This window comes from Acidovorax sp. ACV02 (assembly GCF_014851475.1).
In the GTDB taxonomy this organism is placed as follows: Bacteria; Pseudomonadota; Gammaproteobacteria; order Burkholderiales; family Burkholderiaceae_C; genus Acidovorax; species Acidovorax delafieldii.
In genome coordinates this window covers 184,440-208,167 of record NZ_JACUZU010000008.1, presented here as the reverse complement: position 1 = coordinate 208,167, position 23,728 = coordinate 184,440, and the positions used below count along the sequence as shown (strand labels likewise).

General features: G+C 63.2%; 22 protein-coding genes and 6 tRNA genes. 10 read left to right on the top strand and 18 right to left on the bottom strand.

What is annotated here, in order from left to right; all coding sequences use genetic code 11:
• Positions 1–140 precede the first annotated feature (140 nt).
• On the bottom strand, positions 141–623 hold the full coding sequence (locus IB236_RS19990; protein WP_192421910.1) for a thioesterase family protein: 483 nt from the start codon (positions 621–623) through the stop codon (positions 141–143).
• Positions 620–1,552 (bottom strand): histone deacetylase, encoded by a 933-nt coding sequence (locus IB236_RS19985; protein ID WP_192421909.1) that lies wholly within the window; start codon positions 1,550–1,552, stop codon positions 620–622. The genes IB236_RS19990 and IB236_RS19985 overlap by 4 nt, the downstream gene beginning before the upstream one ends.
• Before the next feature lie 199 nt (positions 1,553–1,751).
• Here IB236_RS19985 and IB236_RS19980 point away from each other — a divergent pair, with 199 nt between their 5' ends.
• The 3 genes from IB236_RS19980 to IB236_RS19970 all read left to right on the top strand — a co-directional run bounded on the left by IB236_RS19980 (position 1,752) and on the right by IB236_RS19970 (position 4,614).
• Positions 1,752–2,300, top strand: coding sequence for a phasin family protein (locus tag IB236_RS19980; RefSeq protein WP_056063715.1), 549 nt, complete (start codon positions 1,752–1,754; stop codon positions 2,298–2,300).
• A 382-nt stretch (positions 2,301–2,682) separates the two neighbouring features.
• Complete coding sequence (locus IB236_RS19975) at positions 2,683–3,735, top strand: extracellular solute-binding protein (RefSeq protein WP_056746389.1); 1,053 nt, start codon at positions 2,683–2,685, stop codon at positions 3,733–3,735.
• Between the two features lie 120 nt (positions 3,736–3,855).
• The gene (locus IB236_RS19970) at positions 3,856–4,614 is read left to right on the top strand and encodes a 3-hydroxyacyl-CoA dehydrogenase (RefSeq protein WP_015014461.1); all 759 of its coding nucleotides are present in this window, start codon (positions 3,856–3,858) and stop codon (positions 4,612–4,614) included.
• Between the two features lie 229 nt (positions 4,615–4,843).
• Here the strand turns inward: IB236_RS19970 and IB236_RS19965 are convergent, their stop codons facing one another.
• From IB236_RS19965 to folC, 12 genes are all read right to left on the bottom strand, one after another.
• Complete coding sequence (locus tag IB236_RS19965) at positions 4,844–7,726, bottom strand: EAL domain-containing protein (RefSeq protein ID WP_192421908.1); 2,883 nt, start codon at positions 7,724–7,726, stop codon at positions 4,844–4,846.
• A 210-nt stretch (positions 7,727–7,936) separates the two neighbouring features.
• A tRNA-Asp gene (locus IB236_RS19960) sits at positions 7,937–8,013 on the bottom strand.
• 53 nt (positions 8,014–8,066) lie between these two features.
• Positions 8,067–8,142: transfer RNA gene (locus tag IB236_RS19955), tRNA-Glu, on the bottom strand.
• 37 nt (positions 8,143–8,179) lie between these two features.
• A tRNA-Ala gene (locus tag IB236_RS19950) sits at positions 8,180–8,255 on the bottom strand.
• A gap of 63 nt (positions 8,256–8,318) precedes the next feature.
• Positions 8,319–8,395 (bottom strand) — tRNA-Asp (locus tag IB236_RS19945).
• 53 nt (positions 8,396–8,448) lie between these two features.
• Positions 8,449–8,524 (bottom strand) — tRNA-Glu (locus tag IB236_RS19940).
• 32 nt (positions 8,525–8,556) lie between these two features.
• Positions 8,557–8,632 (bottom strand) — tRNA-Ala (locus IB236_RS19935).
• A gap of 65 nt (positions 8,633–8,697) precedes the next feature.
• Complete coding sequence (gltX, locus tag IB236_RS19930) at positions 8,698–10,119, bottom strand: glutamate--tRNA ligase (RefSeq protein ID WP_192421907.1); 1,422 nt, start codon at positions 10,117–10,119, stop codon at positions 8,698–8,700.
• A 144-nt stretch (positions 10,120–10,263) separates the two neighbouring features.
• Positions 10,264–11,769, bottom strand: a complete 1,506-nt coding sequence (purF, locus tag IB236_RS19925) for an amidophosphoribosyltransferase (protein ID WP_121942710.1) — start codon at positions 11,767–11,769, stop codon at positions 10,264–10,266.
• A 78-nt stretch (positions 11,770–11,847) separates the two neighbouring features.
• The gene (locus tag IB236_RS19920) at positions 11,848–12,336 is read right to left on the bottom strand and encodes a CvpA family protein (RefSeq protein WP_121942709.1); all 489 of its coding nucleotides are present in this window, start codon (positions 12,334–12,336) and stop codon (positions 11,848–11,850) included.
• 25 nt (positions 12,337–12,361) lie between these two features.
• On the bottom strand, positions 12,362–13,204 hold the full coding sequence (locus tag IB236_RS19915; RefSeq protein ID WP_192421906.1) for an SPOR domain-containing protein: 843 nt from the start codon (positions 13,202–13,204) through the stop codon (positions 12,362–12,364).
• Between the two features lie 22 nt (positions 13,205–13,226).
• Positions 13,227–14,552, bottom strand: coding sequence for a bifunctional tetrahydrofolate synthase/dihydrofolate synthase (folC, locus tag IB236_RS19910; protein ID WP_192421905.1), 1,326 nt, complete (start codon positions 14,550–14,552; stop codon positions 13,227–13,229).
• 61 nt (positions 14,553–14,613) lie between these two features.
• Here folC and IB236_RS19905 point away from each other — a divergent pair, with 61 nt between their 5' ends.
• From IB236_RS19905 to argG, 4 genes are all read left to right on the top strand, one after another.
• Positions 14,614–14,997 carry an arsenate reductase gene (locus IB236_RS19905; RefSeq protein WP_192421904.1) on the top strand — a complete coding sequence of 128 codons (384 nt, stop codon included), beginning with the start codon at positions 14,614–14,616 and terminating at the stop codon, positions 14,995–14,997.
• Between the two features lie 135 nt (positions 14,998–15,132).
• A complete protein-coding gene (locus IB236_RS19900; protein WP_192421903.1) occupies positions 15,133–15,795 on the top strand; it encodes a glycine zipper 2TM domain-containing protein in 663 nt (220 codons plus the stop codon).
• Positions 15,796–15,958: 163 nt separating this feature from the next.
• Complete coding sequence (locus IB236_RS19895; RefSeq protein WP_015014470.1) at positions 15,959–16,276, top strand: pyrimidine/purine nucleoside phosphorylase; 318 nt, start codon at positions 15,959–15,961, stop codon at positions 16,274–16,276.
• An 85-nt stretch (positions 16,277–16,361) separates the two neighbouring features.
• The gene (argG, locus tag IB236_RS19890; RefSeq protein ID WP_056063739.1) at positions 16,362–17,699 is read left to right on the top strand and encodes an argininosuccinate synthase; all 1,338 of its coding nucleotides are present in this window, start codon (positions 16,362–16,364) and stop codon (positions 17,697–17,699) included.
• 220 nt (positions 17,700–17,919) lie between these two features.
• Here argG and murB read toward each other — a convergent pair whose 3' ends face one another.
• Positions 17,920–18,993 (bottom strand): UDP-N-acetylmuramate dehydrogenase, encoded by a 1,074-nt coding sequence (gene murB / locus IB236_RS19885; protein ID WP_192421902.1) that lies wholly within the window; start codon positions 18,991–18,993, stop codon positions 17,920–17,922.
• 85 nt (positions 18,994–19,078) lie between these two features.
• Here murB and IB236_RS19880 point away from each other — a divergent pair, with 85 nt between their 5' ends.
• From IB236_RS19880 to IB236_RS19870, 3 genes are read left to right on the top strand one after another with little or no spacing between them, the layout of a single operon-like run.
• Positions 19,079–19,564 (top strand): YajQ family cyclic di-GMP-binding protein, encoded by a 486-nt coding sequence (locus IB236_RS19880; RefSeq protein WP_056063745.1) that lies wholly within the window; start codon positions 19,079–19,081, stop codon positions 19,562–19,564.
• A 1-nt stretch (position 19,565) separates the two neighbouring features.
• Positions 19,566–20,336, top strand: a complete 771-nt coding sequence (locus tag IB236_RS19875) for a TIGR02281 family clan AA aspartic protease (RefSeq protein ID WP_225581272.1) — start codon at positions 19,566–19,568, stop codon at positions 20,334–20,336.
• Between the two features lie 16 nt (positions 20,337–20,352).
• Positions 20,353–21,372, top strand: coding sequence for an HD-GYP domain-containing protein (locus tag IB236_RS19870; protein ID WP_056063748.1), 1,020 nt, complete (start codon positions 20,353–20,355; stop codon positions 21,370–21,372).
• Between the two features lie 34 nt (positions 21,373–21,406).
• On the opposite strand, the gene plsY is transcribed toward IB236_RS19870, so the two are convergent.
• From plsY to IB236_RS19855, 3 genes are all read right to left on the bottom strand, one after another.
• Positions 21,407–22,099, bottom strand: a complete 693-nt coding sequence (gene plsY, locus IB236_RS19865; RefSeq protein ID WP_056746399.1) for a glycerol-3-phosphate 1-O-acyltransferase PlsY — start codon at positions 22,097–22,099, stop codon at positions 21,407–21,409.
• A 57-nt stretch (positions 22,100–22,156) separates the two neighbouring features.
• Complete coding sequence (locus IB236_RS19860) at positions 22,157–22,648, bottom strand: aminoacyl-tRNA deacylase (RefSeq protein ID WP_192421901.1); 492 nt, start codon at positions 22,646–22,648, stop codon at positions 22,157–22,159.
• 71 nt (positions 22,649–22,719) lie between these two features.
• Positions 22,720–23,679 (bottom strand): LysR family transcriptional regulator, encoded by a 960-nt coding sequence (locus tag IB236_RS19855; RefSeq protein WP_146871923.1) that lies wholly within the window; start codon positions 23,677–23,679, stop codon positions 22,720–22,722.
• Positions 23,680–23,728: the final 49 nt, after the last annotated feature.

Sequence of the window (23,728 nt, the reverse complement as noted above, 5' to 3'; positions counted from 1 at the left end):
CGGGCGGCGTCAGCCAGTGTTCAGCCGCCGCTGTGCATTCAAGCTGTTCAGGGCCCAGGCGCACATTGCAGCTGCGCCTGACGCTATCAAATCAGTAGCTACGGTTTGCAGCCACTGATCAGCCGCCAATCAACGACCCGTCAACCGGGCATGACCAGCGCCTGCAGCACGTTGCGCAATGCGTCTGGCACGGCCACCGGGCGGCGGGTTTCGCGGTCCACGTACACATGGATGAAGTGCCCCGCAGCCGCCGTCAGCGGCTCGCCCTGCGCAAACAGGCCCACCTCGTAACGCACACTGGAGCCGCCCAGCCGTGCCACGCGGATGCCCGCCTCCACCGTCTGCGGGAACGCCAGCGGCGCGAAGTAATTGCATTGGGTCTCGATGACCAGGCCGATGGTCTGGCCCGCATGGATGTCCAGCACGCCCTGGTCGATCAGGTGGGCGTTCACCGCCGTGTCAAACCAGCTGTAGTACACGACGTTGTTCACATGGCCATACACATCGTTGTCGGCCCAGCGTGTGGTGATGGGGCGGAACACGGGGTAGGCGCTGCGCGGCTGCGGAGCCGGGCGGACCGGTGCGGAAGAAGCGACGGGAGAGGGGCTGGCGGCAGAGGTCATGGCCGCACATTCTGCCAGCGCTGGTGGTACTGCCAGGCCACGCGCCAGGTGGTGAGCTGCGCCTGCAGTGTGTCCTCCAGGTCGTTGCCGTAGCCGCCCGCCATCGCGAACACCGTGGGAATGCGCCGCTGCCAGGCCCAGTCAAACACGCGCCGGTCGCGTGCCTCCAGCCCATCGTGGGTGACGGCGAGACGACCCAGGCGGTCGCCCACGTGGGGGTCGGCCCCCGCGAGATAAAACACCAGGTCCGGTTTGCAGCGATGGTCCAGCGCCTCCAGGGCCTGGTCCAGGGCGTGCAGGTAGTCGTCGTCAGCGCATCCGTCTGGCAGTTCCACGTCCAGGTCACTCGGCTCCTTGCGAAAAGGAAAGTTGCGTGCACCATGCAGCGACAGGGTGAACACGCTGTCGTCGCCCTGAAAGATATGGGCCGTGCCATTGCCCTGGTGCACATCCAGGTCGATGACCGCCACCTGCAGCGGCCAGCCCGATCCATCGTTCAGGTGATCGGCCTGTGCCTGCCGGGCAGCCACCGCCACATCGTTGAACACACAAAAGCCACTGCCCTTGTCGGCATACGAGTGGTGGGTGCCACCAGCCAGGTTGCCGGCCACACCCTCGCGCCAGGCGGCGCGGGTGGCCGCCAGAGTAGCGCCCACCGAGCGGCGAGCGCGCTCTGCCATGGCAGGACTCCAGGGAAACCCGATCTCCCGCTGCGCGGCAGGCACCAGCGTGCCATGAGCGATGGCGCCGATGTACTGCGGGCTGTGCACCCGCACCAGTGCCTCATCCGATGCTGGCAGGGCTTCTTTCAACAGCACGTCAGGCAGGTGCTGGGCGATCCGGTCGCGCAGCATGCGGTACTTGGCCATGGGGAAGCGGTGACCATCCGGCAAAGGCAACACGAAGTGGTCGGCGTAGTAGGCGTGCATGACGCAATTGTGGCAAGCCGGGGATTTCTGGGTGATCGTGTCTAATTTGCTGCAGTGCAACAAAAAGCCCTTGCAATAGCGCTGCAAGTCCCTAAAATTCAACCCATGCTGCACTGCAACATGACCCAACAGGTCAAGGTCAGCGCAGATGTCTGTGAACCACCCGGCCCCCTGGGCCCTCATTTTTAGGAGATATGACATGTCGCTGACCGCAGAACAAATCCTGGCATCCCACAAGGCCAACATCGAAACCCTGTTTGGCTTGACCACCAAGGCTTTCGAAGGCGTGGAAAAGCTGGTCGAACTGAACGTGACCGCTTCGCGCGCTGCCCTGTCCGAAGCCGCCAACCACACGCAAGCCGTGCTGGGCGTGAAGGACGCACAAGAACTGCTGGCCCTGCAAGCTGGCCTGTTCCAGCCCCTGGCTGAAAAGACCGCCGCTTACAGCCGTCACCTGTACGACATCGCTTCGGGCACGGGCGCTGAGTTCGGCAAGGCTTTCGAAGCCCAGGCCACCGACGCACAGAAGGCTTTCACCAACCTGGTGGACAGCGCCGCCAAGAACGCCCCCGCCGGTTCCGAAACCGCTGTGGCCGTGATGAAGAGCGCCGTGTCTGCCGCCAACAACGCGTTTGAGTCGGTACAAAAGGCTGTGAAGCAAGCGTCTGATGTGGCTGAAGCCAACTTCAACGCCGTGGCCAACACCGCTGCCAACGCTGCCAAGACGGCCGCTCCCCGCAAGCGTTAATCGCCCTACCTGCGGTCTGGAGTGCAACCTCTAGGCCGTGTTCAGGGAATACCCTGATAATTCAACCTATGCGCTGCTGACCTTGTCTACAGCGCCTCAGTTGTCTCCTTGGATCCTCTCGAAACCCCCGTTTCAAGGATCCTTTTAAAGCCCGGTTTTACGACCGGGCTTTTTTTTGGCCTGACCACCCACAGGCCGCAAACGTGAGAACGGGCCCGCGCGGCGAACCGATCTTTTTATGGTGGTCCGGCATCCACGGCATGCGGCCCTTGCGCCACCTCAAACCCGGACCCGAAATCCGGCCTTTGCGCAAGACATTGATCAAGAATAATTCGCGTTTGCTTTATCATTGACGCAGTTTCAACCCCGAAAGACGCAACCCATGTCGAAGACTGTGAAAGCCTTGCTGAGCGCTTGTGCCCTGGCCGCCGCTGCAGGCGCCGTGCACGCCCAGGAACAAGTGGTCAACCTCTACTCGGCCCGCCACTACTCCACCGACGAAGCGCTGTACACCGGCTTTACCAAGGCCACGGGCATCAAGATCAACCGCGTGGACGCGGACGATGCCGGCATCCTGGCCCGGCTGAAGGCCGAAGGCACCGCCTCGCCCGCCGACGTGATCCTTCTGGTGGACGCAGCCCGCCTGTACAAGGGCGAGGTCGATGGCCTGTTTCAGCCCATACAGTCCAAGGTGCTGAACGATGCCATCCCCGCTAATCTGCGCAGCCAGCCGGCAGCGGACGGCGGCATCTCGTGGTTTGGCCTGTCCACCCGCGCGCGCGTCATCGTCTACAACAAGGTCAAGATGCAGAAGGCCGATGTGGACACCTACGAAGAACTGGGTGACCCCAAGAACAAGGGCAAGCTGTGCATCCGCTCTGGCTCGCACCCCTACAACCTGAGCCTGTTCGGCGCTGTGACGGAACACATGGGCGAGCAGAAGGCCGAAGCCTGGCTCAAGGGCATGGTGGCCAACCTGGCCCGCCCCCCCAAGGGCGGCGACACCGACCAGATCAAGGCCGTGGCTGCAGGTGAGTGCGACATTGCAGTGACCAACACCTACTACCTGGCGCGCATGATGCGCTCCAACAAGCCCGAAGACGTGGCTGTGGTCAACAAGGTGGGCGTGGTGTTCCCCAACCAGGAATCCTGGGGCACGCACCTGAACATCGCTGGCGGCGCGGTGGCCAAGCACTCCAAGAACCAGGCCAACGCCATCAAGTTCCTTGAATATCTGGCCAGCCCCGAGGCACAGAACTATTTTGCAAACGGCAACAACGAGTGGCCTGCTGCCAAGGGCGTGGCACTGGACAACCCGGCCCTCAAGGCCATGACCGGCGGCAAGCCTTTCAAGAGCGAGACCATCCCGATCAGCGCGGTGGGCGCCAACACGACCAAGGTGCAGCAGATGTTGGACCGCGTGGGCTTCCAGTAAGCTGCCCCTGCCCTCATCCACCACAAGCCCGGCCTGGTCCGGGCTTTTTTTCGCGTTCAGCACGGTGAGGAGATGCGCCATAATTGACGTTTACGTTAACGTCACTTACTGGAGACAACCATGGACATCCAAGGCAAGGTATTCATCGTCACCGGCGGCGCTTCGGGCCTGGGCGAAGGCACGGCACGCATGCTGGCCGCCCAGGGCGGCACCGTGGTCATTGCCGACATGCAGGCAGAAAAAGGCGAAGCCGTGGCCAAGGAAATCGGCGGCGCGTTCGTGAAATGCGATGTGAGCAACGAGGCAGACGGCCAGGCCGTGGTGGCCAAGGCCGTGTCGCTGGGCAAACTGGTGGGCCTGGTGAACTGCGCCGGCATCGCCCCCGCCGAGAAGACGGTGGGCAAGAACGGTGCGCATGCGCTGGCCTTGTTCAGCAAGACCATCACGGTCAACCTGATCGGCAGCTTCAACATGATCCGCCTGGCCGCCGAGGCCATGAGCAAGAACGAGCCGGAATCCACCGGCGAACGTGGCGTGCTGATCTCCACGGCCAGCGTGGCCGCGTATGACGGCCAGATCGGCCAGGCCGCCTACGCAGCCTCCAAGGGCGGCGTGGTCGGCATGACCCTGCCGATTGCCCGTGACCTGGCGCGCAACGGCATCCGCAACATGACCATTGCCCCCGGCATCTTCGGCACCCCCATGCTGTTTGGCATGCCGCAGGAAGTGCAGGACGCGCTGGCCGCGGGCGTGCCCTTCCCCAGCCGCCTAGGCACCCCCCAGGACTACGCCAAGCTGGTGCGCCACATCCTCGAAAACGACATGCTCAATGGCGAGGTGATCCGTCTGGACGGTGCCATTCGCCTGGCACCACGCTGAGCTGGGGATTGAGTTAAAGAGGCATGTCTGAATGCTACTCTTTCAATAGCACCTCAGGCATATTCCTCTAGCGCATGGTGCCTGTTTGGCACAAAAAGTCGTCCACAAGGGGCCCGGAAAGGCCGCAGGACTCCTGAGAGCCAAACACTTTGCTGATGCCCACCCGACCGCCGCGCTCACAACGCGGCGGTTTCGTTGTGGCGGTGGCTTACCTCGGTCTCCCGCCTCCTCAACCCAAGACTGCGTGGCCTTGGGTGAGAAGCCCCTCCAAGTCGGCAGCTGGCACGGGACGGCTGAAGTGGTAGCCCTGCCCGGTGTCGCAGCCCAGTCCCCAAAGCACGTCACGCTGCGCAGCCGTCTCCACGCCCTCGGCAATGGTTTCCAGGCCCAGGCTTTGCGCCAGACCAATGATGGCCCGCACGATGTGGGGCGCGCTGGGGTCGTCGCCCAAATGACGCACAAACGACTGGTCGATCTTGAGCTTGTGTACCTTCAGGCGCTGGATATAGCTGAACGATGAGTACCCGGTCCCAAAGTCGTCAATGGACAGCTGAACACCCAGGTCATACAGCTGCCGCACGATGGCAATCACCTGCTCGGGCGCATCCATGGCGATGCTCTCGGTCAGCTCCAGCTCCAGCATTTGCGACGGCACCCCGCTGTCGGCCAGCGCCCGGCCCACCATGTCCACCAGACCCGGATGGCGAAACTGCACCATCGACAGGTTCACCGCCACCACCAGCTCGGTGTGCCCAGCATCGCGCCATTGCCGGGCCTGGGCCAGCGCAGTGCGCAGCACCCATTCACCGATGCCCAGAATCTGGCCGCTGCTCTCGGCGACCGGTATGAACTCGGCCGGGCTGACGGCGCCCAGCTCGGGGTGGGTCCAGCGCAGCAGGGCCTCCACTCCCACCAGTTGACGGTCCTTCAGCCGGATTTGCGGCTGGTAGTGCAGCGTCAGCTGGCCCTGCACCAGGGCGCTGCGCAGAGCGTTCTCGATGTGCAACACCCTGAGCGACCGTGCCTGCATGTCCGCCGAGAAGAACCGGTAGGTGTCGCGCCCCGACTCTTTGGCGCGGAACATGGCTGCGTCGGCGCGCTGCGCCAGGGTTTCAAAGTCACCACCATCTTCGGGGTACATCGCAATACCGATCGATGACGTGACCACCAGCTCGTGGTGCTCCAGCTTGCAGATGCGGCGCACCTGTGCCTGCAGCTCGTCGGCCACGTGGGCTGCCTGCTGGGCATCGGTGAGCGGCAGCACAATGACAAACTCGTCCCCGCCCTGTCGGGACACCGTGTCCTCGTCGCGCACCACCGACTGCAAGCGGTGCGCAATCTCGATCAGCAACCCATCGCCCACCTGGTGACCCAGCGAGTCGTTCACGTTCTTGAAGTGGTCCAGGTCCAGATACAACAAGGCAAGCTGATGGCCGCTGCGTTGGGTCAGTGCAAGGGCCTGGCTGAAACGGGAGGCGAACATCGTGCGGTTGGGCAAGCCTGTCAGCGCATCAAAGTTGATCAGCTTGCGGATGCGCTCCTCGTCACGCCGACGTTCCGTCACGTCTTCCTGCACGGCTAGGTAATGGGTGATGCGGCCCTGCTCGTCGTGCAGTGGCGAAATGATGGCGGACTCGTTGTATTCGCCTCCGCCCTTGCGCCGGTTCACGAACTCGCCGCGCCACGGACGGCCTGACGTCAAATGCGCCCACAGGTCGGCATACACGCTGGCTGGCGTGGCCCCTGCGCTGAGCAGGCGCGGGTTGCGGCCTATCGCCTCCTCGGGGCTGTAGCCCGTCGTGGCGGTGAACGCAGGGTTCACGTATTCGATGTTGCCATCAGCGCCCGCAATGAAGATGGAATTGGGCGCCTGCTCCACGGCATGGCGTAGCTTGCGCAAAGTATCGAGTGTCTGAACGCGCTGCGTGATGTCACGCGACAGCACCACAAAGTGATCGTCCGCTTCATCGTCCATCACCTTGCGCGCCACGGACAACTCAAACCAGTGCTTGCCATCGGGCAAGTCCAGCGCGTACTGGAAGTCACGGGCCAGGCCCTGTTCAGCCGCCGTATTGATCGCAGCTTGGGCTACCGCTGCGGCCGCTGGGGGCAAGATGTCGTGGATAGAGCGGCCCACCACCTCGCTGGCTGGCATCAGCAACAGCTCGGGCTGGCGCGTATGGATCTGCACGTAGTGGCCATCGCGGGTCACTTCGAACATCAGGTCGGGCACTGCATCCAGCACAGCGCGCATGGCTTTGTCGGACTGCTTGAGCACCCGATACGGCGCCTCGATGGTGCCCACAAAGATGGCCCGGTAGAGGTAGTAGTACCCCACCACCTTGTATATGTGGCCCAGCAGATTGAATGGATCGGTAGCGATGATGTAGAACGTGAAGAAGAACTCGCTCAGGGCCATCACCCACACGGCCGCGAAGAGTCTTGCCACATCAAAGGCGGCACGCTCCCGCCCCCAGTGCAGCAGCACGCCCAGCGATGCTGCATACAAGGCCACCACGCCGTACTCGGAGGCGATCTTGAACCGCGTGAGCCCCTGGGCGTCGTAGGTTTGCGGGTACCACTGAGGAAACCAGAACACAACAGCATGAATGGCGGCCACTGCAGCCAATACCAGCGTCAGCACCACAAATCTGCCAGGGCCGGGTGCGGCCGCATCGCCAGGCACGCGCCAGTGCAGCGTCACCGCAGCCAGGAGCGTCAGCGCCCCCAGGTATCTGGCGGGCAACCAGAAATTGATGCCTTTGGCTACCGAGTTGGGCGTGATGTAGTCGGGCATGCCGGCGAATGACAGCATGTGCGAAAAATCCAGGATCGCCACGCCCAGGAAGCCGCAGGCCAGGATGAGCACGTTGCGCTGCGGATTGAGACTGTGCGCCTTCCACCCCACCGCAAACACCAGGGCAGACACTGCAATGGACAGCGTCTCCAGCACTTGGTGCAACGTGAGGTAATGCCCCACCCGCTGTGGGCTGGCCACCGAAAAATAGACCCACGCTGCGATCACCCCACCGGTTAACAGGGAAAGCACCGGCGCCACGGCTTTGAAGCTGGCCAGGTGCTGTGGGTGGATCTGCAGCCGAATAAGGTTCATGGGCGCTGGATGGATCTGTGAGGACCGCCTGAGCGGCATGGCGGCGTGGCCGGGTACCGACGATTCTTGCACAGGCCCCACCACTTGTAACAGGTCGAATCCCAGTAGCGGCCCCTGTCTCACGCTGCTTGCACGGCCTGCCAGCGCAGGGCGTATCAAAACAAGGCATAAAAAAACCGCTGCAGCCTTGCGACTGCAGCGGTTGATATCTGGCGGAGTGGACGGGACTCGAACCCGCGACCCCCGGCGTGACAGGCCGGTATTCTAACCAACTGAACTACCACTCCTGGCAGGCAGCTTTTCGCTTGTATTTATCAACACAAGCCAAGTGCTACAAACTTGGCGACCCCACGGGGATTCGAACCCCGGTACTCACCGTGAAAGGGTGATGTCCTAGGCCTCTAGACGATGGGGTCAAAACCTTGGAACTAACCGAAATACCACTAACAAATTTGGTGGAGGTAAACGGGATCGAACCGATGACCTCTTGCATGCCATGCAAGCGCTCTCCCAGCTGAGCTATACCCCCAAACTTCTTCGACTTACGCCAAAGAAAACCAGTGCACCCAAAAGAGCTGCAAAGGCTTATGACTGGCGGAGTGGACGGGACTCGAACCCGCGACCCCCGGCGTGACAGGCCGGTATTCTAACCAACTGAACTACCACTCCTGGCAGGCAGCTTTTCGCTTGTATTTATCAACACAAGCCAAGTGCTACAAACTTGGCGACCCTACGGGGATTCGAACCCCGGTACTCACCGTGAAAGGGTGATGTCCTAGGCCTCTAGACGATAGGGTCAAAACCTTGGAACTAACCGTTATCAAGCGACGTGGTGGAGGTAAACGGGATCGAACCGATGACCTCTTGCATGCCATGCAAGCGCTCTCCCAGCTGAGCTATACCCCCACTGAATGACTTCAAACACTTTGTATTTGTTGTCATCACCTGAGCCTTGAATTATAGACAGATTTTTAGCGGTTTCGCAAACGCGCTATAACTTTTTCACGTCCGACCAGTTCCAGCACAGCATCGACCGATGGCGTGTGGGCGGTTCCGACCGTCAGGACACGCGCAGGCATCGCCAGCTGGGGCATCTTCAGACCCTGAGCCGTCAGCACCTGCTTGAACGCAGCACTGATGGACGCCTTGTCCCACTCGCAGGCGGACAGTGCATTAGCCAGTGCGTCCAGAGCGGGAGCAATGGCGTCGGTGACATGCTGAGCGTGCTCTGCATCCACCGGAGTCACGTCGCCATAGAACACCTGCGCCCAGTTGGCAAGCACGACGGTGGTGTCGCACCGGTCTTTGAACAGCGCACAGATCCGGGGCAGACGCCCGTCGGCCAGCGCCTCAGCGGAAACACCACGCGCCTGCAATTGCGGAGCAACCAGCGCGGCCAAAGCGTCGTCAGCCATGGCTTTCAGGTGCTGGGCATTCACCCAGCGCAGCTTGGCTTCATCGAACTGCGCAGCGCTGCGGCCCAGGTGGTCGAGGTTAAACCACTGCAGAAACTGCTCGCGACTGAAAATTTCGTCATCGCCATGACTCCAGCCCAGACGTGCCAGATAGTTCACCATGGCATCGGGCAGATAACCTTCATCGCGGTATTGCGTCACGGGCTTGGCGCCGTTGCGCTTGCTCATCTTCTCGCCCTGCTCGTTCAGCACGGTGGGCAGGTGGGCATAGACCGGAGGTTCCTTGCCCAGGGCGCGGAAGATGTTGATCTGACGCGGCGTGTTGTTCACATGGTCATCGCCTCGGATCACGTGCGTGATCGCCATGTCGATATCGTCCACCACCACGCAGAAGTTGTAGGTGGGCGTGCCATCGGGCCGTGCAATGACCAGATCATCCAGCTCATCATTGCTGATCTCAATGCGGCCCTTGACCTTGTCGTCCCAGGCCACAACGCCGCCCTGTGGGTTCTTGAAGCGCAGCACCGGCTGCACGCCCTCAGGAATGGCTGGTAAGGTCTTGCCAGCTTCAGGACGCCATGTGCCGTCGTAGCGAGGCTTCTCCTTGGCAGCCATCTGCCGCTCGCGCAGGGCATCCAGCTCAGCCACGCTCATGTAGCAGGGATACACGTGACCGGCGGCCTGCAACTCTGCAAGGACCGCCTTGTAACGATCCATGCGCTGCATCTGATAGAACGGGCCTTCGTCGTGGTTCAGACCCAACCAGGCCATGCCCTCGATGATGACGTCCACCGCCGCCTGGCTGGAGCGCTCCAGGTCGGTGTCTTCGATGCGCAAAATGAAATCCCCCCCCGTGGCACGGGCAAACGCCCAAGGATACAGCGCCGAGCGGATATTGCCCAGGTGGATGAAGCCGGTGGGAGACGGTGCAAAACGGGTGCGTATGCGGCCCGTGCTGGTGGCAGTGGTTTCAGTCATAACAATCAATGCTGGCCCTCCATGGGGCCAGTTCAAACTAGGATCAATCCGTCGGGCGCAGCCCGACCCGGCTAGGGCATCACGCGCACAACCGGGGGCACAGCATCGCGTGCGATGGTCTGCGGTGGCTGCGCAAGCCCTTGGCTACGCTTCCTGCGCATTGGGCAAAGCAAGGCGCGAGGTATCTTCCTCGCCCTCCTCTGCACCTACACGCCCCTCATTCAGGCTGGCAATCCCTTCCGCAGTGATGTCACCCGTCACGTACACGCCGTCAAAACACGACGCATCGAACCCGGCAATGGCACTGTTGAGCGCACCCACAGCCCTCTTCATGCCATCTACATCCTGATAGATGAGAGCGTCGCAGCCGATGGCCTGGCGAATCTCTTCGACCGTGCGACCGTGGGCCACCAGTTCGCTGCTGGTGGGCATGTCAATGCCATACACGTTGGGGTAGCGCACGGGCGGCGCCGCGCTGGCGAGGTACACCTTGCGGGCACCCGCGTCACGCGCCATCTGCACGATCTCGCGGCTGGTCGTGCCACGCACGATGGAGTCGTCCACCAGCAACACGTTGCGGCCTTTGAATTCGCTGCCAATCACATTGAGCTTCTGGCGCACCGACTTTTTGCGCACGCCCTGCCCGGGCATGATGAAGGTGCGACCCACGTAACGGTTTTTGACGAAGCCTTCCCGGTACGGGACGCCGAGCAGATGTGCCAGCTGGGTAGCGCTGGGGCGGCTGGACTCGGGGATGGGGATGATCACATCGATCTCGTTGGGCGGCACGGTGGACACCACACGCTTGGCCAAGGCTTCACCCAGGTTCAGACGGGCCTGGTAGACCGAGATGCCGTCAAGCACCGAATCGGGCCGAGCAAGGTAAACAAACTCGAAAATGCAAGGGTTGAGCTGCGGATTCTCTGCGCACTGGCTGGCGTGAACCTGTCCGTCCAGCGTGATGAAAATCGCTTCGCCCGGATTGATGTTGCGCTCGAACACATGGGAGGTGCCCTCCAGCGCCACCGACTCACTGCCCACCATCACGGTGCCGTCCTGGCTGCGGCCCATGGCCAGCGGGCGGATGCCGTGCGGGTCGCGGAAGGCCAGCAGACCGTGGCCTGCGATCAGCGCGATCACAGCATAGGAACCCTTGATGCGCTTGTGCACCGCACGCACGGCAGTGAAAACGTCCTCGGGCTGCAGAGGCACGCCCCGCGTGGCGCGTTCCAGTTCGTGCGCAAACACGTTCAGAAGGACTTCCGAATCACTTTCCGTGTTGGTGTGGCGGTGGTCCGTCTGGAACAGCTCGGTGCGCAGTTCGCGGGCGTTCGTCAGATTGCCGTTGTGCACCAACACGATGCCGAACGGGGCATTGACGTAAAACGGTTGCGCCTCTTCTTCGCTGTAGGCGTTGCCGGCGGTGGGGTAACGCACCTGGCCCAGCCCCACATTACCCGGCAGAGCGCGCATGTTGCGCGTGCGAAAAACGTCGCGCACCATGCCCTTGGCCTTGTGCATGAAGAATTTGCGGCCCTGCTGGGTCACGATGCCAGCAGCATCCTGGCCGCGATGCTGCAAGAGCAGCAAAGCGTCATAAATCAGCTGATTGACGGGCGCAGGACTGACGACGCCGACGATTCCACACATAGTTGTATTCCATCCGTTTGCGGGAACAGCCCCGCGGTCATCCAACGGCAGCAGCTTCTGGCCGCTACCGCTTCGATCTCACGAAGGCAGATGCCTTCCAAATTCGTCCGGCAGCGCCGGTTTCAACCCCTTGAGCACTTCGGCCAAGACCGGCGCGCCCCGCGACTCCTGCCACCACTGTGCCTCGTGCACGGGGGTGATGCCAGCCACCACGGCCACAGCAAGCAACAAAACGAGGCCGCGCAACACACCAAAAACAGCGCCGAGGGTACGATCCGCCGGGCGCAGCCCTACGGCTTCCACCAGTTTCTTGGCCAGCCATGCCAGAAAACCACAGGCAAAAACCGAAGCCACAAACACCACGACAAAACCGGCTGCATACCGCAGCGACTCGCCCGACCCACCCATGGGCAACAAGGCCGCTGCATCGGCCGCAAACCATTGCGCCACAAAAAAAGACGCCACCCAGCCCAGCACCGACAGCACTTCAAATACCAGTCCGCGCCACGCACCTATCAGCATGGAGGCCAGCAACACGGCCACAAACACCCAATCCAACGCAGCCATGGACAAGCGGCAGCCTGATCAATGTTTACAGGGTGAGCACCGACGCCGACAGGTCCAGCGACTTGATGCGCGCCGCCGCCTTGTCTGCCTCTGCCCGGTTGGTAAACGGGCCCACACGCACCCGGGTGCGCTTTCCGTCCTTGGTGTCCACCACCTGCGTATAGGTCTTGAGACCTGCCCGTTCCACCTTGGTGCGTGCTTCGCGGGCCTTTTCGGCATCTGCAAAGGCCCCCACCTGCACGATGAAGCGCGCCTCCTCGGCACTGGCGGCGGCTGGCGCCTCGGTGCTTCGGCCTTCCAACAGGGCGCGGGCACGTGCCGAATCGTCAGCACGTGCAGGCTTGGGTTCGGGGACGGGAGAAGGTGTGGGAGCAGCGGGCGGCTTGGCCTCGTGTTTCACCTCGGGCTTTGGGGGGGCAACCGCTGGGGCTGGCGCAGGTTTGGCCGCTGCTGTACGAGCGCTAGGCACCAGTTCTTCACCATCCGCCAAGCCATTGGCTGCGGCAGTGCGCGAGGGCGCAGGCCGCTGCGCAGCAGCCGTCGGGGCTGGCTCTGGGGTGGAGGGTGCAGCAGGCTTGGCGGCGGTAGTTTCGGCCACTGGCGCAGGCACCACCAGGGGAGCCACCTTGTTGCGGTCTGGAATCTCGATGGGAATGTCCACAGGGATAGGCCGTGGCTGGGTATCAAACAGCAACGGAAACCCGATGACCCCCACCAGCACCAGCACTGCAGCGCCAATCAAACGGTGCCGGGCGCGGCGGCGCATCACTTCGATGCTCTCAGCCTGTGGTGTGCGCGAGCGCTTGGACGGCTTTTCGGCCTGTTGCTGCTCACCCTGACCGGGCCACCGGAACTTGAAAAATGCCATGGACTAAGGACTCGTGAGGCGCTCAGGCGCCCATATGTTTGGCGTGCAAGCGGGGTGTTCCATTGATCAACACCCCACCCACCGTGTAGAACGAGCCAAAGACCACGATTCTATCAGCGGGGTCTGCGGCGGCCACCGCCGCTTGCAGGGCCTGCAGTGGGTCGGCATGCAAGCTGGATGCAACGTCCCGACGACCGCCCGCCACCATATGCACGGCATTCCACTTCTGCTGCAACACGGCGGCCGACTCAGCGCGCGGAGTGGGCAGATCGGTGAAATACCAACGGTCCACCAGAGGCCCGACCTTGGCCAGCATGGGCGCCAGGTCCTTGTCCGCCATGGCGCCAAACACCGCGTGGGTGACTGGGAAGAACCCCATCGCATCCAGGTTGGCCGTGAGCGCTGCCACGGAGTGCGGGTTGTGCGCCACATCCAGCACCAGGGTCGGTTGCCCCGGCACAATCTGAAAACGTCCCGGCAACTCCACCAGGGCCATACCGTTGCGCACGGCCTGGGCGGTCACCGGCAGCCGATCACGCAATGCCTCGAAAGCCGCCAGCACGCCCGAGGCGTTCACCAGCTGGTTAGCCCCACGCAGAGACGGATAAGCCAGCCCGGCATAGCGCCGCCCCCGGCCAGCCCAGCTCCACTGCTGCTTGTCGCCCGAGAAATTGAAATCGCGCCCAAAACTCCACAAATCGGCGCCGATCTCCCGCGCGTGATCCACCACGCTCTGCGGGGCCATGGGGTCGCTCACGATGGCTGGGCGCCCCGTGCGCATGATGCCCGCCTTTTCGCGGCCAATGCTCTCGCGGTCCGGGCCCAGAAATTCTGTGTGGTCGATATCGATGCTGGTGATGATGGCGCAGTCGGTGTCGATCGCGTTCGTGGCATCCAGACGCCCTCCGAGGCCGACTTCGAGAATTGCCACATCCAGCAACGCATGGCTCATCAAGCGCAGGATGGCCAGGGTGGTGAACTCAAAGTACGTGAGAGACACCTCGTTGCCGTTCTGAGTTCTGGCGCTCTCCACCGCCTCGAAATGGGGTACCAGGTCCGCCGCCGACACGATTTCGCCATGGACACGACAGCGCTCTTCAAAGTGCACCAAATGCGGTGAGGTGTACACGCCGGTGCGATAACCCGCCTGCAGCGCCACCGCTTCGAGCATGGCGCAGGTCGATCCTTTTCCGTTGGTGCCCGCCACCGTGATCACCGGGCACTCGAACCGCAGCGCCATGCGGCGGGCGACTTCGGCGACCCGATCCAGGCCCATATCAATGTTGCGGGGGTGCAGCTGCTCGCAATGGCGCAGCCAGCCTTCCAGGGTGTGGGGTTTGGTTTGCATACAGCCAGGGATTGTCGCCGAGCCAGCATTCACCCCCGCGATTTCGAGGATGATGCGCGGCATGAATACCGCCATCACCGTCTACGGCATCCCCAATTGCGATACCGTCAAAAAATCCCGCGCCTGGTTTGCAGAACAAGGGCTGGAAGTCCAGTTTCATGACTTCAAAAAGCAAGGCGTTCCCACCGAGCTGCTCCCTGGCTGGCTGAAGGCCGTGGGCTGGCAGAAGCTGGTCAATCGTCAAGGGACCACCTGGCGAAAGCTGGACGCAGCCACACAGGCATCGGTGCAGGACGACGCGAGCGCCAGTGCGCTGATGCAGCAACAAACCAGTGTGATCAAGCGCCCCGTGGCGCAGTGGCAGGACGCCCAAGGCCTGCATGTGACCGTCGGATTTGTGCCGGAGCAGTGGCCTGGCGGGCTGAATGGCGCATCCAAGGGCTGACTTGAGACGGGGAACGCGGGAAAATCGCACAAATCTTTACGCAGATTTACGGCGTCCGGGCCCCGAATTGACCTTGCGGGCCTAAACTTTTCTGCAGTCTGGTGCGTTATGTACCGACCCGAAAGGAGTTTCTCCATGAAAAAGATCGTCATTTTTTCTGCCCTGGCAGCCGTCGCCGTCGTGGCCAGCGCTCAGGAACAAGGCCGTGTGCTGTCTGCCACGCCCATCATTCAGCAGGTCGGCGTTCCGCAGCAGGTGTGTGGCAACGAGACCGTCTACAACGGCAACCGCACGACGGGCGCCGGCGCTGTGATTGGCGCGATTGCCGGGGGCGCGGTGGGCAATACCATCGGCAAGGGCAGCGGTCGCGCAGCAGCCACCGCCATTGGGGTGCTGGGTGGCGCCGTAGTAGGCAACCAGATCGAGGGCAACGGCCAGCCGCAATACCAGAACGTGCAGCGTTGCTCCACCGAGACGTACTACGAAAACCGTACCGTAGGCTACAACGTGGTGTATGAATACGCAGGCCGCCAGTACACCACCCGCACCCAGAACGACCCAGGCCGCTGGATCCCGGTGAATGTGCAGCCCGCTGGCCAGACCTATTCCACACAACCCGACCCGTATGCGGCCCAGGGTGTTTACAGCCAACCGGGTGTGGTGACCTCCACCTACCCCGTGCAGCCGGTGTACCAGGCGCCCCCCACCTATGTGACGCCCCCGGTGACGGTGATTGAATACGGCTACGACAGCGGCCGCCCCCACTACCCGCACCACCGCAACCCTTACTGGCGTTGAAGGCTGGCAGCGTGGCCGCACAAGCCAGTGAACAAAGAGCCCTTCGGGGCTCTTTTTCTTGGTGCAAGCGGCGGCGGGCATGGGTTTCGTTGGTTCGCACAGCCCAATGCGTCAGCACCCTGCCCTAAAATCGCGGGTTTCCTCCATTCCTACCCGCGCATCCATGACCACCGAAAAAATCGACGGCGTGTCCGTCACCACCCAGGCCAATGTGTACTTTGACGGCAAGTGCGTGAGCCACGGCATCACCTTCCCGGACGGCACGAAGAAGTCGGTGGGCGTGGTGCTGCCCGCAACGCTCACGTTCAACACCGGCGCCCCTGAAATCATGGAATGCGTGGCGGGCTCGTGCGAATACAAGCTGGCTGGTACCGACGCATGGGTGAAATCGTCCGCAGGCGAGAAGTTCAGCGTGCCCGGCAATTCCAAGTTCGACATCCGCGTGACCGAGGCCTACCACTACATCTGCCATTTCGGCTGAGATGTTCGGGCTGAAATTTGATTGATTTTGGCCTCTAGCGCTAGTCCACAATGCGCTGGCAGCTATCATTTTTGAAGAAGATTCCATGGCAACCATCCTCCAGAACCTCCCCCTCGGCCAAAAGGTCGGCATCGCCTTCTCCGGCGGCCTGGACACCAGCGCCGCACTGCACTGGATGAAGCTCAAGGGCGCCGTGCCCTACGCCTACACCGCCAACCTGGGTCAGCCCGACGAGCCCGACTACGACGCCATCCCCCGCAAGGCCATGGAGTACGGCGCCGAGAAGGCCCGCCTGGTGGACTGCCGCACGCAACTGGCCCACGAAGGCATTGCCGCCCTGCAGGCTGGCGCCTTCCACATCAGCACTGGCGGCCTGACCTACTTCAACACCACCCCCCTGGGCCGCGCCGTGACCGGCACCATGCTGGTGGCCGCGATGAAGGAGGACGACGTCAACATCTGGGGCGACGGATCGACCTTCAAGGGCAACGACATCGAGCGCTTCTACCGCTACGGCCTGCTGACCAACCCCTCGCTCAAGATCTACAAGCCGTGGCTGGACCAACTGTTCATCGACGAGCTGGGCGGCCGCGCCGAAATGTCGGCGTTCATGACGCAGGCCGGCTTTGGCTACAAGATGAGCGCCGAGAAGGCCTACAGCACGGACAGCAACATGCTGGGCGCCACACACGAGGCCAAGGACCTGGAGTTCCTGTCCAGCGGCATCCGCATCGTCAACCCCATCATGGGCGTGGCGTTCTGGAAGCCCGAGGTCGAAGTGAAGGCCGAGGAAGTGTCCGTGACCTTCAACGAAGGCCAGCCCGTGGCGCTGAACGGCAAGGAGTTCAACGACCCCGTCGAGCTGATCCTTGAAGCCAACCGCATCGGTGGCCGCCACGGCCTGGGCATGAGCGACCAGATCGAAAACCGCATCATCGAAGCCAAGAGCCGCGGCATCTACGAAGCTCCTGGTCTTGCGCTGCTGCACATCGCCTACGAGCGCCTGGTGACCGGCATCCACAATGAGGACACCATCGAGCAGTACCGCATGAACGGCCTGAAGCTGGGCCGCCTGCTGTACCAGGGCCGCTGGTTCGACCCCCAGGCCATCATGCTGCGCGAAACCGCCCAGCGCTGGGTGGCCCGCGCCGTGACCGGCACCGTGACACTGGAACTGCGCCGTGGCAACGACTATTCGCTGCTGAATACCGAGTCGCCCAACCTGACCTACGCCCCCGAGCGCCTGTCGATGGAAAAGGTGGAAGACGCGCCGTTCAGCCCGCTGGACCGCATTGGCCAGCTGACCATGCGCAACCTGGACATCTCGGACACGCGCGGCAAGCTGGGTGTGTACTCACGGGCGGGCCTGCTGTCGCTGGGAGGCAATGCAGCCCTGGCGCAGCTGGACAACGACCGCAAGTAAGGCAGCACTCGCCCCATGGGCCCCAAGCCTCCCAGGTTGCCAGTGGGAGCAGCTTGGCGGCTCATTTGGAGCAAAAATGGCTGGTAGCGCTAGTGAAAACTGCCTCTCCAGCTATCAATAGATGAGCAAAAGCCACCCTTGGGGTGGCTTTTTCATTGGGGTCTCGTACCAGGCGCGACACCGGCCCTTTCGAGGCGCAGGGGTCGCCTCAGACTTCGCGCTACACCACCACCGGCTCGGGCTCCAGCCGGATGCCAAAGCGCTCGTACACACTCGTCTGGATGGCCTTGGCCAGGGTCATGACCTCGCCCCCCGTCACGCTGTCAGCGCCCTGCCCCCGGTTGACCAGCACAAGGGCCTGCTTCTCGTACACCCCGGCCTTGCCGATGGATTTGCCTTTCCAGCCGCAGGCATCGATCAGCCAGCCCGCCGCCAGCTTGATGCTGCCGTCGGGCATGGGGTAGTGCACGATCTTGGGCTCGCGGGCGATGATGTCGGCGCACTGGTCGGGCGACACGGTGGGGTTCTTGAAGAAGCTGCCCGCGTTGCCCACCACGGCAGGGTCGGGTAGTTTCGCGCGGCGGATGTCGCAGACCCAGTCAAAAATTTGCTGGGCACTGGGGTGTTCCACCCCTGCCTCGGCGCTGCGGCGCTCCAGGTCCAGGTAGCCCAGCACCGGCTTCCAGGGCTTGGGCAGTCGAAAGCGCACATGGGTGATCACCGCCCGGCCTGCCAGCCCCATGCCGCGCGGCAGCCCGCTGCCGTCCTGCGCTTCGGAAGGCGCATGCTTGAAAACAGAATCACGGTAGCCAAAACCGCATTGCGCGGCATCCAGGCTGAACGACTGGCCCGTAGCCAGATCGATGGCGTCGAGCGACTCAAAACGGTCCTGCAGCTCCACGCCATACGCGCCAATGTTCTGGACGGGCGATGCCCCCACCGTGCCCGGGATCAGGGCCAGGTTCTCCAACCCGGGATAGCCGTGCGCCAGCGTCCAGGCCACGGCGTCGTGCCAGACCTCGCCAGCACCCGCCTCCACGATCCAGGCCTTGGGCGTTTCATCCACCAGGCGCAGGCCCTTGATTTCCATCTTGAGCACGACGGACTTCACGTCACCGGTCAGGATGATGTTGCTGCCGCCGCCCAGCACAAATTTCGGTACCGGCGCGAGCTGGGGGTCTGCCAGCACAGCCCGCAGGTCGTCCACCGAATGCACTCGCACCAGGGTTTGGGCGCGTGCGGCAATGCCGAAGGTGTTGCAGGGCTGTAAAGGGGCGTTTTTCTCGACTACCATTGGCCCGATTGTCGCACCCGGCCTTTTGGCTCCCCGCGATCCGCCCCCATATCTGCACCTGTTTTCCCCGAGATAGAGACCCACCATGCCATCTTTTGACACCGTCTGCGAAGCCAACCTGGTTGAAGTGAAAAACGCCGTCGAGAACACCGCCAAGGAAATCGCCACCCGTTTCGACTTCAAGGGCACCTCTGCCAGCATCGAGATCAAGGACAAGGACATCACGCTGATCGGCGATGCTGATTTCCAGCTCACCCAGATTGAAGATGTTCTGCGCAACAAGCTCACCAAACGCAGCGTGGATGTGCGTTTTCTGGACATGGGCGATGTGCAGAAAATGGGCGGCGACAAGGTCAAGCAGGTCATCAAGGTGCGCAACGGCATCGAGAGCGAGCTGGCCAAGAAGATCCAGAAGCTGCTCAAGGAAAGCAAGCTCAAGGTGCAAGGCGCTATTCAGGAAGACAAGGTGCGCGTGACTGGAGCCAAGCGCGACGACCTGCAGGCCGCCATGGCCTTGATCCGCAAGGATGTGACGGACGTGCCGCTGTCGTTCGACAACTTCCGCGACTGATATGAAGCGACACCCCGCTGAGGTCCTGCGGGCCCTCCCCCCGCTCTCGCAGCGCGGAGCGCTGCAGCCAGGGGGACGCCGCCAGCGCGGCGGGGCGGTCCTTGCGCGGCTGCTCTCACCAGGGCTGCGCCGGTATCAGCGCCTCCTCGCCCTGTGCATCGGGTTGCTGCTGGGCCCCACCTGGGCGCATGCGCAGGCTGTGGCGCTGGCGGGTGTACTGGGCAGCAAGGCGCTGATCGTGGTGAATGCCAACCCGCCCAAGGCGGTGGGCGCTGGGGATGAGTTCCAGGGGGTGAAAGTCATCGCCGTCGCCAAGGACGAAGCCACCGTGGAGATCCAGGGCGCACGGCGCACACTGCGACTGGGCGAGGCGCCCGTGAGCGTGGGCGGACGCAGTGGCAGCGGCAAACGCATTTTGCTGGTGGCAGATGGCAGAGGCCATTTTGTGAACAGCGGCACCATCAACGGGCAGGTGATGCAGTACATGGTGGACACCGGGGCCTCCACCGTCGCCATCGGGCGGCCGGATGCAGAGCGTATGGGCCTCAACTACCAAAGCGGCCAGCCGGTGCGCGTGAACACTGCCAATGGCGTCGCCCAGGGCTGGCGCATGAAGCTCGACTCCATCCGCATCGGCGACGTCGAGGTCTTTGGGGTAGAGGCCATCATCACCTCGCAGCCCATGCCCTATGTGCTGCTGGGCAACAGCTTCCTGAACGAGTTCCAGATGACCCGCACCAACGACCAGATGGTGCTCGAAAAGCGCCACTGACGCCTGTACACCCGCAATGTCCGCACACCCCTCCTCCACCCACGCGCACTCCGAAGGGGAGTACGAAGACCTGCTCAGCCTCTGGTCCGACCTGGAGTCGGCCCTGTCGGTGCTGCTGAGTCGGCCGCTGCAAGTGCAGGACTTTCCGGGCAAGGTGCGGCAGTTTGATGCCTGGCTGCAAGACCTGGTGGCGCACGACATCGACGCGGCGCTGTACCTGATGTTCCAGCACGCCTCCACATCCACCGTGGGCTACAGCGCATCGCACGCGCTGGTGTGCGGCACGCTGTGCCACATCATGGCGCTGGAGCTCAAGCTGCCGCAGCGTGAGCGTGACAGCCTGGTGCGGGCGGCACTCACCATGAACATTGGCATGACGACCCTGCAGGACGAACTGGCCGTGCAGCGCGAGCGCCCCACGGCGGAGCAGCAGGAGGCCATCAAGAGCCACCCCGAAGACAGCATGCTGCTGCTGGAACGCCTGTTCATCAACGATCCGCTCTGGCTGGACGTGGTGGGGCAACACCATGCCAGCATTGCCGAACGCGTGCCTTTGGCCAACCAGGAGCCGATAGACCGGCTCACCCGCATCCTCGGCACCATTGACCGGTATGCCGCCATGATCAGCCCGCGCAAATCCCGCGCCGGGCGCAGCGCCACCGATTCGGTGCGTGCCATCGTGGGACAAGAGGTGGACCAACGCGACGAGGTCAGCTACACCCTGGTGCGGTCCATCGGCCTGTGCCCCCCAGGTACGTTTGTGAAACTGGACAACGGCGAAACCGCCATCGTGCTGCGCCGCAGCGACAAGGCCAACCACCCGTTGGTGGCCAGCCTGCTGGACAGCACCGGCAACCACCGCAGCCAGCCCAGCCTGTACCAGACCGCGAGCGGCAAGCCCCGCATCCAGTCTGCCTTGGCCCGGTCCGCAGTGAGCCTGGAACTCAACCACCGCACCATGGTGCGGCTGGGGCTGTACGCCGCCCAGCACAGCGCAGGGTTGCGCGGGCTGGTGACGGCGCCCGGCGCGCTCTGACACGGGCACGCGCCCAACCGGGCGCGTGGCTACATCAGTGTTTGGCCTTGGCTTTTGCGGTGGGCTTTGCCTTGGCGCTCTCTTCACCCTCGGCAGGTTTCGCCTTCTTGCTGCCCAGGCGTGATTCCGTGCCGGCAATCAGGCGCTGGATGTTCTCGCGGTGCCGCCAGGCCAGCAGCAGCGCCATCACCACGATCGAGGCGGCAATCGTGCCTTCGGCATACCAGACCACGCCATCCACCAGCAGGTAGTACACCGGAGCAAACGCGGCGGCCACCAGCGAGGCGAGCGACGAGTAGCGGAAGAAGAACGCAATGATGAGCCAGGTGGCCGCCGTGGCCAGACCCAGCCAACCGCTGATGCCCACCAGCACGCCCAGTGCCGTCGCCACGCCCTTGCCGCCCTCAAACCGGAAGAACACTGGCCACAGGTGCCCCAGGAAAGCGGCCAACCCCACCAGCGCCACGGTGCCGTCTTCGAGCCCATAGGGGTGGCCAAACCACATCACCAGCGCCACGGGCAGCCAGCCCTTCATCGCATCGAGCAGCAGGGTCACGATGGCCGCCGCCTTGCTGCCCGAGCGCAGCACATTGGTGGCGCCGGGGTTCTTGCTGCCATAGGTGCGCGGATCGCTCAGGCCCATGACACGCGTCACGATGACGGCAAACGACAGCGAGCCCAGCAGGTAGGCGGCCACGGTGGCAAGAACGGGATAGACGGCGGTCAAAGCAACTCCTTGGAAATCAAATGATCAGCCTTCTGACGGGCTGTATCGCGCGGCGGCCTATTCTGCCAGCGCGCACTGCACCGGTTGGGCGCCCAGCAACTGCACACACACCTGCGGGTCCAGCTGCACCAGAAAGCCCCGGCGCCCGCCGTTGATGGCAATGCGGGGCAACGCGAGGATGGTTTCTTCGATGTAAACCGGCATGGTGCGCCGCGTGCCAAACGGAGACGTCCCCCCCACCAGGTAGCCACTGTGCCGGTTGGCGACCTCGGGGGCACAGGGCTCGACCGACTTGGCGCCGATCTGGCGTGCGAGGTTCTTGGTGGAGACCTTGCGGTTGCCATGCATCAGCACCAGGAGCGGCTTGGCGTCCTGGTCCTGCATGACGAGGGTCTTGACCACGGTGAACGGGTCCAGACCCAGCACCTCGGCGCTGTGCATCGCGCCGCCGTGCTCCAGGTACTCATACGGGTGTTCGGTGAACGCCACCTTGTTCGCCTTGAGCAGCTGGGTGGCTTGGGTCTCGGAAACGTGTTCTTTCTTGGCCATGGTGTGGTGCGGATAGGGCACCGATGGTATCCGTATCCAAATGTGAGCGTGCTGGAATCTGCGGCAATGTGTCAGAACACCGAGGCAGGCGCTGGGGTGGCCTTGCGGCGCCGCCCGACCTTGCGCTTGCCGTATTCCTCGATGGCGATCACCAGCGCTTGCGTGAACTGCTGCACCAGGGCGGACTGGCTACGGCCCTCGGCTGCCAGCACCTGCAGGCGCCGTTGCTGCAGCTGGGTTTCGTCAAATGGCCGGGCAGCCAACAGGCCCGCCTCCACCCATCGCGCCGCCGTGAGGTAGCTGGCCAGCACCACATCCTGCCCGCTCAGCAGCGGCAACAAGGCCGACGAAAAATTGCTCTCCACAGCGGGCACATAGCGAAGGCCCTGCACCGCACAGCTCAGGTCAAACAGCTGCCGCCCCGTGGTGTTGGCGGCCCCCAGCAGCAGTGGGTAGCGCACCACGTCAGCCACGCTCACACTGCGCTGGCGCGCCAGCGGGTGCTGTGCGGGCATGACGGCATAAATGGGTGCGATGGCCGAGTGCAGCACCTGCAGGCCCTTCTCGGGCGCCGTGCTGTACTTCAGCGCCAGATCGGCCTCGCCGCGCAGCACCAGGGCCGACACCTCCTGCGGCACGGCCACCTGCAACTGCAGCTGCACCTGCGGGTGCGCCTGCCGAAACCCCGCCATGACCAGCGGCATGAAGGCTGCCGCAAACCCTTCGGTGCAGGCCAGCCGCACCCGCAGGGCACCTTGGGCCGACAGATCCTGCAATTGCTCGACCAGCTCCAGCGCCTGCGCATCGTGTGCACTGGCATGGGCCAGCAGGCGGGTACCCGCCTCGGTCAGGTTCATGCCGCGCGCCTGGCGCTCGAACAGCACCACACCCAGGCTGTCTTCCAGCTTGCCCAGCTGCCGGCTCACGGCCGAAGCGGCTACGTGCAGGCGCTGCGCGGCCTGGTTGACGGAGCCGGTGCGCGCGACCTCCAGAAAGTAGCGCAAGGGCAGGCTGAGCAGTGAAATGGCCATGGTTGTTTAAATCACAAAAAGGCAATGGTCAGTTGCCAAATCTCTATTC

What these genes read in the sequence shown, in the direction of transcription:
- IB236_RS19975 (WP_056746389.1), top strand. Translation starts at nt 2,683, where the DNA reads ATGTCGAAGACTGTGAAAGCCTTGCTGAGCGCTTGTGCCCTGGCCGCC.
- folC (WP_192421905.1), bottom strand. Translation starts at nt 14,552, where the DNA reads ATGCAAACCAAACCCCACACCCTGGAAGGCTGGCTGCGCCATTGCGAG.
- IB236_RS19870 (WP_056063748.1), top strand. Translation starts at nt 20,353, where the DNA reads ATGTCCGCACACCCCTCCTCCACCCACGCGCACTCCGAAGGGGAGTAC.
- IB236_RS19905 (WP_192421904.1), top strand. Translation starts at nt 14,614, where the DNA reads ATGAATACCGCCATCACCGTCTACGGCATCCCCAATTGCGATACCGTC.
- gltX (WP_192421907.1), bottom strand. Translation starts at nt 10,119, where the DNA reads ATGACTGAAACCACTGCCACCAGCACGGGCCGCATACGCACCCGTTTT.
- IB236_RS19980 (WP_056063715.1), top strand. Translation starts at nt 1,752, where the DNA reads ATGTCGCTGACCGCAGAACAAATCCTGGCATCCCACAAGGCCAACATC.
- IB236_RS19875 (WP_225581272.1), top strand. Translation starts at nt 19,566, where the DNA reads ATGAAGCGACACCCCGCTGAGGTCCTGCGGGCCCTCCCCCCGCTCTCG.
- IB236_RS19990 (WP_192421910.1), bottom strand. Translation starts at nt 623, where the DNA reads ATGACCTCTGCCGCCAGCCCCTCTCCCGTCGCTTCTTCCGCACCGGTC.
- IB236_RS19970 (WP_015014461.1), top strand. Translation starts at nt 3,856, where the DNA reads ATGGACATCCAAGGCAAGGTATTCATCGTCACCGGCGGCGCTTCGGGC.
- IB236_RS19895 (WP_015014470.1), top strand. Translation starts at nt 15,959, where the DNA reads ATGACCACCGAAAAAATCGACGGCGTGTCCGTCACCACCCAGGCCAAT.
- IB236_RS19985 (WP_192421909.1), bottom strand. Translation starts at nt 1,552, where the DNA reads ATGCACGCCTACTACGCCGACCACTTCGTGTTGCCTTTGCCGGATGGT.
- IB236_RS19855 (WP_146871923.1), bottom strand. Translation starts at nt 23,679, where the DNA reads ATGGCCATTTCACTGCTCAGCCTGCCCTTGCGCTACTTTCTGGAGGTC.
- argG (WP_056063739.1), top strand. Translation starts at nt 16,362, where the DNA reads ATGGCAACCATCCTCCAGAACCTCCCCCTCGGCCAAAAGGTCGGCATC.
- purF (WP_121942710.1), bottom strand. Translation starts at nt 11,769, where the DNA reads ATGTGTGGAATCGTCGGCGTCGTCAGTCCTGCGCCCGTCAATCAGCTG.
- IB236_RS19900 (WP_192421903.1), top strand. Translation starts at nt 15,133, where the DNA reads ATGAAAAAGATCGTCATTTTTTCTGCCCTGGCAGCCGTCGCCGTCGTG.
- IB236_RS19880 (WP_056063745.1), top strand. Translation starts at nt 19,079, where the DNA reads ATGCCATCTTTTGACACCGTCTGCGAAGCCAACCTGGTTGAAGTGAAA.
- murB (WP_192421902.1), bottom strand. Translation starts at nt 18,993, where the DNA reads ATGGTAGTCGAGAAAAACGCCCCTTTACAGCCCTGCAACACCTTCGGC.
- IB236_RS19915 (WP_192421906.1), bottom strand. Translation starts at nt 13,204, where the DNA reads ATGGCATTTTTCAAGTTCCGGTGGCCCGGTCAGGGTGAGCAGCAACAG.
- IB236_RS19860 (WP_192421901.1), bottom strand. Translation starts at nt 22,648, where the DNA reads ATGGCCAAGAAAGAACACGTTTCCGAGACCCAAGCCACCCAGCTGCTC.
- IB236_RS19965 (WP_192421908.1), bottom strand. Translation starts at nt 7,726, where the DNA reads ATGAACCTTATTCGGCTGCAGATCCACCCACAGCACCTGGCCAGCTTC.
- IB236_RS19920 (WP_121942709.1), bottom strand. Translation starts at nt 12,336, where the DNA reads ATGGCTGCGTTGGATTGGGTGTTTGTGGCCGTGTTGCTGGCCTCCATG.